We start from the raw sequence: 7325 nt of genomic DNA, 5'->3' as shown, positions 1-7325 counted from the left end.
TATCTGAAAGCCTGCAACTTACAAGCTGTGCATTAGAGTTGCTGTCTATGTTTTGAACCATCCCAAACCCATGCATGCTACCGTAGAACGTAATACTGTCACAAGGACTACCAGAAGATATAGATATATAGTTTACCGTGGGAGGAGGGTATCCACCATATGTATTGCTATTGCTAGTTGGTACTCCAGCACCCCACCTATCAAAAAACTTTTGCATTATAACATAAGCGTTGTAGGCGTTTTCTTCTGCACCTGATATTGAGTTTGTATTAAAAAACATCTTTTGGGTAGATTCATAAAGTTCAAAAAGTGCTAGCATGAGAACAAGACTCATAGTTATTGCCACGAGCATCTCTGTAATGGTAAAAGCCTTAGATTTAGAATTGGCAAACATTGTCAGACTCGCTGTAAGATAGATTGTTGTAAGAGGCTGTGGCTGTAATAGTACTACATCCACTTGCAGGTGGACTACATGCTCCATTTCCATTTACAATGTTTCCAGATTGGTCTATATTTAAGCTTACTTGTATGCCACCACATTGGACTGAAGACGGTACTGGCTGACCGCTCATGCACATGGCTATGCCGTTTGAGGCTGTTGTGATAAGACATCCGTATATGAACCTATTTTTTGTATCGTTGGCAAAAAATGCTTGCATAGCGGCAAACGTTATAATACCTATTGCCACAAGCGCTATAGATACCATCACCTCTGTAATAGTAAGCCCTTTGGAGCCTTGTTTTAAAGCTTTTATCATAACACCCTCATTTATAAAATATAATTTTTTACAAACTTTTGTCTATGTTTTCTTCTAAAGAAGATAGTTCTAACTGCTTTTTTACAAAATCTTTGTGAGTGCTGCCGTAAGTCTTTTTTCTTAAGATAGAGGATTCTTTGGAAATTATATACTTGGCGTCTTTGTCAAAGGCTTTTGAAAAAAGGTTTAGCTCTTCTTTTGTAAGGGATTCTAAAGGTTTTTGGTGCTCTAAAGAGTATGCTACGATGTTTCCTACTATGTGATGAGCTTCTCTAAATGGTATATGCTGCTCTACCAAATAGTTTGCCAAGTCTGTGGCAAGCAGTAGATTGCCAGCGTCGATATATTCTCTAAACTTCATGTCTTTTACAATTAGTATCATCATCTTAAGGCTGTTTGTAATGGTTTTTGTGGCATCAAAAATGGGCTCTTTGTCCTCTTGAAGGTCTCTGTTGTAAGTCATTGGGAGCCCTTTTAGATTTATCATAAGGTTTATAAGGTCTCCATACACTCTTCCAGTTTTTCCTCTTATAAGCTCTAAGACATCAGGATTTTTCTTCTGGGGCATGATAGAACTTCCAGTGCAAAGGCTGTCTGGTAAATCTATGAATTTAAACTCCTCTGTGTTAAATATGATAAAATCCTCTGCCATCCTTGAAAGATGCATGGCTATGGTACTAAGGCAAAACATGTACTCTATGGCAAAATCTCTATCTGCTACAGCGTCCATTGAGTTTCTAGAGATTTTGGAAAAGTTTAAAATGCTTGCTTCTAAAAATCTATCCAAAGGAAAATCTGCCCCTGCCAAAGCACCGCTTCCAAGGGTTAGAGTATCTATCCTTCTGTAAGCATCTATAAGCCTCTGAGAATCCCTTAAAAAAGCCTCTTTGAAAGAAAGAAGGTAATGAGCCACCAACACCGGCTGGGCTCTTTGAAGGTGCGTATATCCTGGTATTATAAGGTTTTCATACTCTTTTGCTTTTAAAATAAGCTGTTGTTTTAAGGCTTTTAAAAGCTCAAAAATATCTAATATGTGTTTTTTTAAATATAGTCTTAAATCTGTGTTTACTTGGTCGTTTCTTGAGCGCCCTGTGTGTAATTTTTTAGCATCTTCTCCTATTAGTTCATACAATCTGCTTTCTATGTTCATGTGTATATCTTCTTTTGATATGTCGTAGATAAATTCGTTTTTTTCTATTTCTTCTTTTATCTTTTGAAGACCTTTTTTGATGTTCTCGTAGGATTCTTTTGAGATGACGTTTGCTTTTAGAAGAGCTTCCAAGTGGGCAAAATCTTGCTCTATATCATAAAGAGCCAAAACCTTGTCAAAGCTTATAGATTCTGTGAAAAGCTCAACATCTTTTAGAGTTTCTTCTTTAAACCTTCCGGACCAAGCTTTACTCATCCTGTTATTATACTATGTTTTATGAATATGACAGATATAACTGTGATTGTGCTTCCTAAAGCCGATAAAACCGATATGGTGGTAGGTTTTGAAGATTTAAATATGTAAGTATGCACAAGTATTGCATAGTAAAACCATAAAAACGATATGACTATAATCTTTGGGTCTACGTAAAGGCTTTTATCGTAATAAAAAGACCACATAACACCAAAAAGTATGGTGATGGTTAAAAATATAAAGCTCATGTTTATGGAAAGTTTTTCTATAAATATTAAAGTATAAATAGGGACGTAGGTTTTTGAAAACTTTTTTTGTTTTATCTGCTTTTCTGATATAAGCTTTAAAAGTGAAAAAATGCCTCCAAGCATGATAAAAGAGTAAGAGAGTCCTGCGCTTATTATATGTATTAAAAATATCGGATTTAAGAGACTCGGCTGCTGATGTAAAAATACGTTTCTTAAATTTGCCATGCTAAATAGAGCACCTATAAAAGATATGATAAACCCTATATTCTCTAAATTTCTAAATCTTGTAAGAAGTATGCCGTAAAAAAGCATGATGACGTTGCCAGAAAACGCTACTATAGCATCTATGTTACCAAACGCTACACCAGTTTTTACGTTTATTATGAGCTTAACAAGATAAGACAGATTCCCAAGCATTATAAAGACTAAGCTATACTTTAGCGTATTTTTGGCTTTTAATGTATAAAGTAAGAAACTTACAAAAGCCATTAGATAAAATATGATATTTAGAATATAAAGTATCATACATCCACCAGCAAATCTGTGCCTATACTTCCTATTACCCTTGCTTTTTTTATAACGCCTGTTTTAGAGGTTTTGTTGTCTAATATTACTATCCCGTCTATGTCGGGGGCTTGGAAAAAGGCTCTTCCTTTGTCTTTTTTTTCTATTAGTATATCTATCTCTTGTCCTACCAAAGCGCTGTTTTTTTCTTCCAATATATTTTGAGATAGATTAAACACCTCTTTGTAGCGCCTTTGTTTTTCTTCTTGTGGGATGATGTCTTCAAGCTGATAAGCAAAAGTCCCTTCTTCGTGGGAGTATTCAAAAACTCCTACAAATTGGAAAAGTTTTTCATTTATAAAATCTAAAAGCTCTTCAAAGTCTTTTTCTTCTTCCGTTGGGTATCCTACTATAAAAGAGCTTCTCAAGATAGGTTTTTTGTGTTTCATAGAGTTTATGCTTTCTAAAAGTTTGAAAATATCTTTTTTTGTGTATCCTCTTCTCATGCTTTTTAAAACTTTATCAGATATATGTTGAAGCGGTATATCAAAATATGGTAATACGCTTTTAGAACTATCTATAAAATCTACAAGCTCATTGGTGATGCTGTTTGGGTAAAGGTACATGAGCCTTATCCAAGGAAAATCTAGCTTTTCAAGGGCTTCTAAGAGTTTTATTATGCTTTTAAAAGTGTTGTCCTCTTGATAGTAAAGGGTATCTTGAGATACTATGATGAGTTCTTTCACGCCGTTTTCTTTGAGATACTTTGCTTCGTCCACAAGCTCCTCTATGGATTTTGACCTATGGTGTCCTCTTATGCTTGGTATTGCACAAAAAGAGCATTTTCTGTTGCAGCCTTCCGCTATTTTAAGGTAAGCGTAATATTTTGTGGTAATTTGTCTTTTTGGTGCTTCTAAAAGCTTGATACCTTCTAAATCTTTTATATTTTCGAAAAAAATAGCTTCTGGTATTTCCTTCTGAAGCTCTTCTTTGTATCTATAAACAAGGCATCCTGTCACAAGCACTTTCTTACCATCTTCTATTGCTCTTAAAATGTGTTCAATAGATTCTCTTTTGGCTTGCTCTATAAACCCGCAGGTGTTTATGATGATGGTATCAGCTTTGTGATAAGAGCTTATGTCTTCTTTCTTAAAAAAACCAATAAGATTTTCTGAATCCACCAAGTTTTTTGGGCATCCTAAGTTTACAAAATTTATTTTCATATTAAGAAAAATATTCTAACTTATCAAGCGTTTCCCACGGAAGACCTTCTTTGCCAAAGTGTCCATAACAAGCGGTCTTTTTGTATATAGGTTTTCTTAAATCTAAGGTTTCTATGATATCTTTGGGATACAAGCTAAATACTTCTTTTATTCTTGATTTTATAAGGTCTATAGGCTTTGTTTCAGTGCCAAAGGTTTCTATGTCAAAACCGATGGGTTCTTTTACGCCAAAAGCGTAAGCTATTTGTATGAGGACTTTTTTTGCCCATTTGGCTGCCACTATGTGTTTTGCTATGTATCTTGCCATATAGGAAGCGGCTCTGTCTGTCTTTGTTGGGTCTTTGCCAGAAAATGCACTTCCTCCTGAAAAAGAAATATCCCCGTAGGCGTCTGATACAATCTTTCTTCCAGTAATACCTGTGTCCGCCACTGGACCCCCTATTATAAACCTACCGGCTGGGTTTATCTTTATCTTGGTCTCTTTTCTTAGCAAAGTATCTGGTATTTGTTTTTTTATAATATCTTCAAATATTAATTCTCTCAAATGAGCTAAGCTTATATCTGGGTCATGTTGCACAAACATATTTATAGAATCTATGTAAAATGTGTTTTGGTCTTCGTATTTTATCCCTACTATCGTTTTGCCGTCTGGTCTTAAGAAGGGCATCATGCCTTTTTTTCTAAAATCAGATGTGGTTTTTGAGATTTTGTGAGCATAGTATATAGGGGCTGGCAAGAAGTTGTCGGTCTCATCGGTGGCATAACCTACCACTATGGCACTATCGCCTGCTCCTTCTGAGGCTATGCAAAGGGCTATCTCTGGACTTTGTTCGTTTATAGAGCTTATAACACCTATCAAATCTCCGTCAAACCCGTATTCTGGTTTTGTATAGCCTACCTCTTTTATGGCTTTTCTTGATACCATCTGTAAATCTACATAAGCAGAGGAAGACACTTCCCCTGCAATAAAAACGATGTTAGAACTAAGCAAAACGTTTATTGAGACCCTGGAAAAAGGGTCTTTTCTCATAAACTCGTCTAATATTTCATCGGATATAATGTCTGCAAGCTTGTCTGGATGCCCTTCAAACGGTGATTCTGCAAATCTTATTCTATCCATCTTGAAGCCTCTTTTTTACATAAGTTATTATATCTACGGGCAACGGGTCGTAGCCGTACATGTTTGCTAAGTGATAGCTGGCAAAATCCCCTATGTATATATTTTTTAAAAGCCTTGAAATGTAGGAGTTTCCTTCTTCTGATATGAGTATTGGGTTAAAGCCTTTGTCTTTTAGTATATCTATTGTCATATTTACCCTTAGGCTTACCCTTGGATGCTCTTTTTTATCAGCCACTATTACAAACCTAAGGTATTGGTTTATATCTGGGTTTGTATAACCCACCACTTCGTTGTGATGCATCTCGGGTATATAAGCGTTGTAAGCTGGTGTTTTTGAGTTTTCGTTTATTTGGGTTTTAAATCTGTAAGCGGCTGTTTCCATAAGCGGTGTGCCGTATATGATAGGCACATATCCAAAGAGCCCTTTTGCTATGTCTTTTGAAATTTCTTCGTAATGAGAGCTTGAAGCCTTTAGGTCTTCTTTTAAGTCCAATATTTCTTCTTCTTTTCCAAAAAGCCACAAACAAGCGTTTAGCATAAACCCAAGTGCATACCTTGGTGGGTAGCCAGTAGGTATTTTTATGTGAGGTACGCTGTGCTTGTTAGACAATTCTTCTAGTTTTCCACCAGAGCTTATAGATATTATTTTAGTACCTACTTTTATGGCTTGTTCAAATATAGATATTGTTTCTTCTGTATCTCCACTGTAAGATATACATACCACAAGAGCGTTTTTATCTACAAACGGTAGCAGTTCATACCCTTTTATAGAGAATACAGGTTTGTTGAAACCATTTTTTATAAGGTAGGATTTCATTATCTCTCCTACAATACCAGACCCTCCCATGCCGCTAAATACAAGCATGTCGTAGTTAGATGGTACCATAGCACCAACATCAAGTTTTTCAAAGTGGTCTCCAAAACCCCTCAACATTTCTAATGCGCTTTTCATTTGTAAATACCTCCTTAAATAATATTTTACATCAATATACTCATTGATAAAGATAAATTTTGTATGTTATAATGTCTTTTCAATGAAGTATATTCTAAAAGGAAAAGTTTTTGGAAGAGTTCAAAAAGTAGGTTTTAGGGCTTTTACCAAAGATATAGCTGATAGTTTGGGTATACAAGGCTATGTTAGAAACGTTGAGGACGGTTCTGTAGAGTTTGAAGCCATAGGAGAAAAAGAAGTATTAGAAATGTTTTTAGAAAAGCTAAAAGAAGGCCCAAAACATGCTTTTGTCTCTGATATAAAATATAAAATGGAGGTTTTTGAAGATGAAGATTATCCAAAAAGCTTTGATATTTTGTATTAGTCTGGGGCTTTTCACATGGCAAGCTAAAGCTTACGAATGCCATTATTATAAAGTTAAGAAGGGTGATACGATAGATGGCATCGCTCTTAAATTTCACGTCCATACGAAATCTATAAAAGAGGCAAACCCATCCTTTAGGAGGCATAAATTTTTGTCTATAGGACAAAAAATCTGTATCCCTTACAAACCCAAAAAACCAAGAATACCTACAATGAGCTATAAAGTGAAAAGCGGTGATACGCTGTCGGTTTTGGCAGAGCGCTTTGGCACATCTGTAAGAGAGTTAAAAGAGTTAAACAACCTTCATAGAAATTTTTTAAGAGTAGGAGAGACTATAAAAGTTCCTTACAATACGAAGTATGTAGAAAGATACGAAGGTAGGAAGTATAAGCTTTATATTATTAAAAACGGTGGTACTCTAAGAGATGTTTCAGATGTTACCGGTGTACCGCTTAGAGTGCTTGAAAAATTAAACCCAGAATTAGTAGGCAAATATCTTAACAAAGGGGCTGTGGTAAAGCTTGGTAAAAAGCATATCACCTATAAAAAACTTATAGCAAGAGCCAAAAAGCGTTATAAAGAAAATTACAAAACTAAACCACTACCAAGTCATCCAAACAATCTAAAAGCCCTCACCCAAAAAGAAGCCCATTCTCCTATAGAAAGTCATAATGAAAAGAGCCCATCAACTTTGTATAAACATGTAAATATACCACTACCTGTAGAAGGTCAGATACAAAGAGCCCAAAGGGGG

General features: G+C 35.5%; 9 protein-coding genes. 2 read left to right on the top strand and 7 right to left on the bottom strand.

Annotated features, from left to right (window positions below; genetic code table 11):
• From ACP5S8_RS07290 to ACP5S8_RS07260, 7 genes are all read right to left on the bottom strand, one after another.
• A partial coding sequence (locus ACP5S8_RS07290; protein ID WP_461876309.1) for a PilW family protein occupies positions 1-394 on the bottom strand: 394 nt, incomplete at its 3' end.
• The gene (locus ACP5S8_RS07285) at positions 378-758 is read right to left on the bottom strand and encodes a type IV pilus modification PilV family protein (protein ID WP_461876308.1); all 381 of its coding nucleotides are present in this window, start codon (positions 756-758) and stop codon (positions 378-380) included. The genes ACP5S8_RS07285 and ACP5S8_RS07290, both read right to left, overlap by 17 nt.
• 28 nt (positions 759-786) lie before the next feature.
• Complete coding sequence (gene argH / locus ACP5S8_RS07280; RefSeq protein WP_461876306.1) at positions 787-2163, bottom strand: argininosuccinate lyase; 1377 nt, start codon at positions 2161-2163, stop codon at positions 787-789.
• Positions 2160-2933 (bottom strand): cytochrome c biogenesis protein CcsA, encoded by a 774-nt coding sequence (gene ccsA / locus ACP5S8_RS07275; RefSeq protein ID WP_461876305.1) that lies wholly within the window; start codon positions 2931-2933, stop codon positions 2160-2162. The genes argH and ccsA overlap by 4 nt, the downstream gene beginning before the upstream one ends.
• On the bottom strand, positions 2930-4135 hold the full coding sequence (gene rimO, locus ACP5S8_RS07270) for a 30S ribosomal protein S12 methylthiotransferase RimO (protein WP_461876304.1): 1206 nt from the start codon (positions 4133-4135) through the stop codon (positions 2930-2932). Before rimO ends, ccsA begins: the two co-directional genes overlap by 4 nt.
• A gap of 1 nt (position 4136) precedes the next feature.
• Positions 4137-5255 (bottom strand): methionine adenosyltransferase, encoded by a 1119-nt coding sequence (metK, locus tag ACP5S8_RS07265; RefSeq protein WP_461876303.1) that lies wholly within the window; start codon positions 5253-5255, stop codon positions 4137-4139.
• Positions 5248-6207: a bifunctional phosphoglucose/phosphomannose isomerase gene (locus tag ACP5S8_RS07260; protein WP_461876302.1), complete on the bottom strand. Its 960-nt coding sequence runs from the start codon at positions 6205-6207 to the stop codon at positions 5248-5250. Before ACP5S8_RS07260 ends, metK begins: the two co-directional genes overlap by 8 nt.
• 82 nt (positions 6208-6289) lie before the next feature.
• Here ACP5S8_RS07260 and ACP5S8_RS07255 point away from each other — a divergent pair, with 82 nt between their 5' ends.
• Positions 6290-6571 (top strand): acylphosphatase, encoded by a 282-nt coding sequence (locus tag ACP5S8_RS07255; RefSeq protein WP_461870322.1) that lies wholly within the window; start codon positions 6290-6292, stop codon positions 6569-6571.
• Positions 6534-7325, top strand: a 792-nt coding sequence (locus tag ACP5S8_RS07250; RefSeq protein ID WP_461876301.1) for a LysM peptidoglycan-binding domain-containing protein, incomplete at its 3' end; no start/stop codon positions are given. The genes ACP5S8_RS07255 and ACP5S8_RS07250, both read left to right, overlap by 38 nt.

The sequence above is a fragment of the Hydrogenobaculum sp. genome (assembly GCF_049967395.1).
Lineage (GTDB): Bacteria > Aquificota > Aquificia > Aquificales > Aquificaceae > Hydrogenobaculum.
This window is presented reverse-complemented; position numbering and strand designations above follow the sequence as displayed.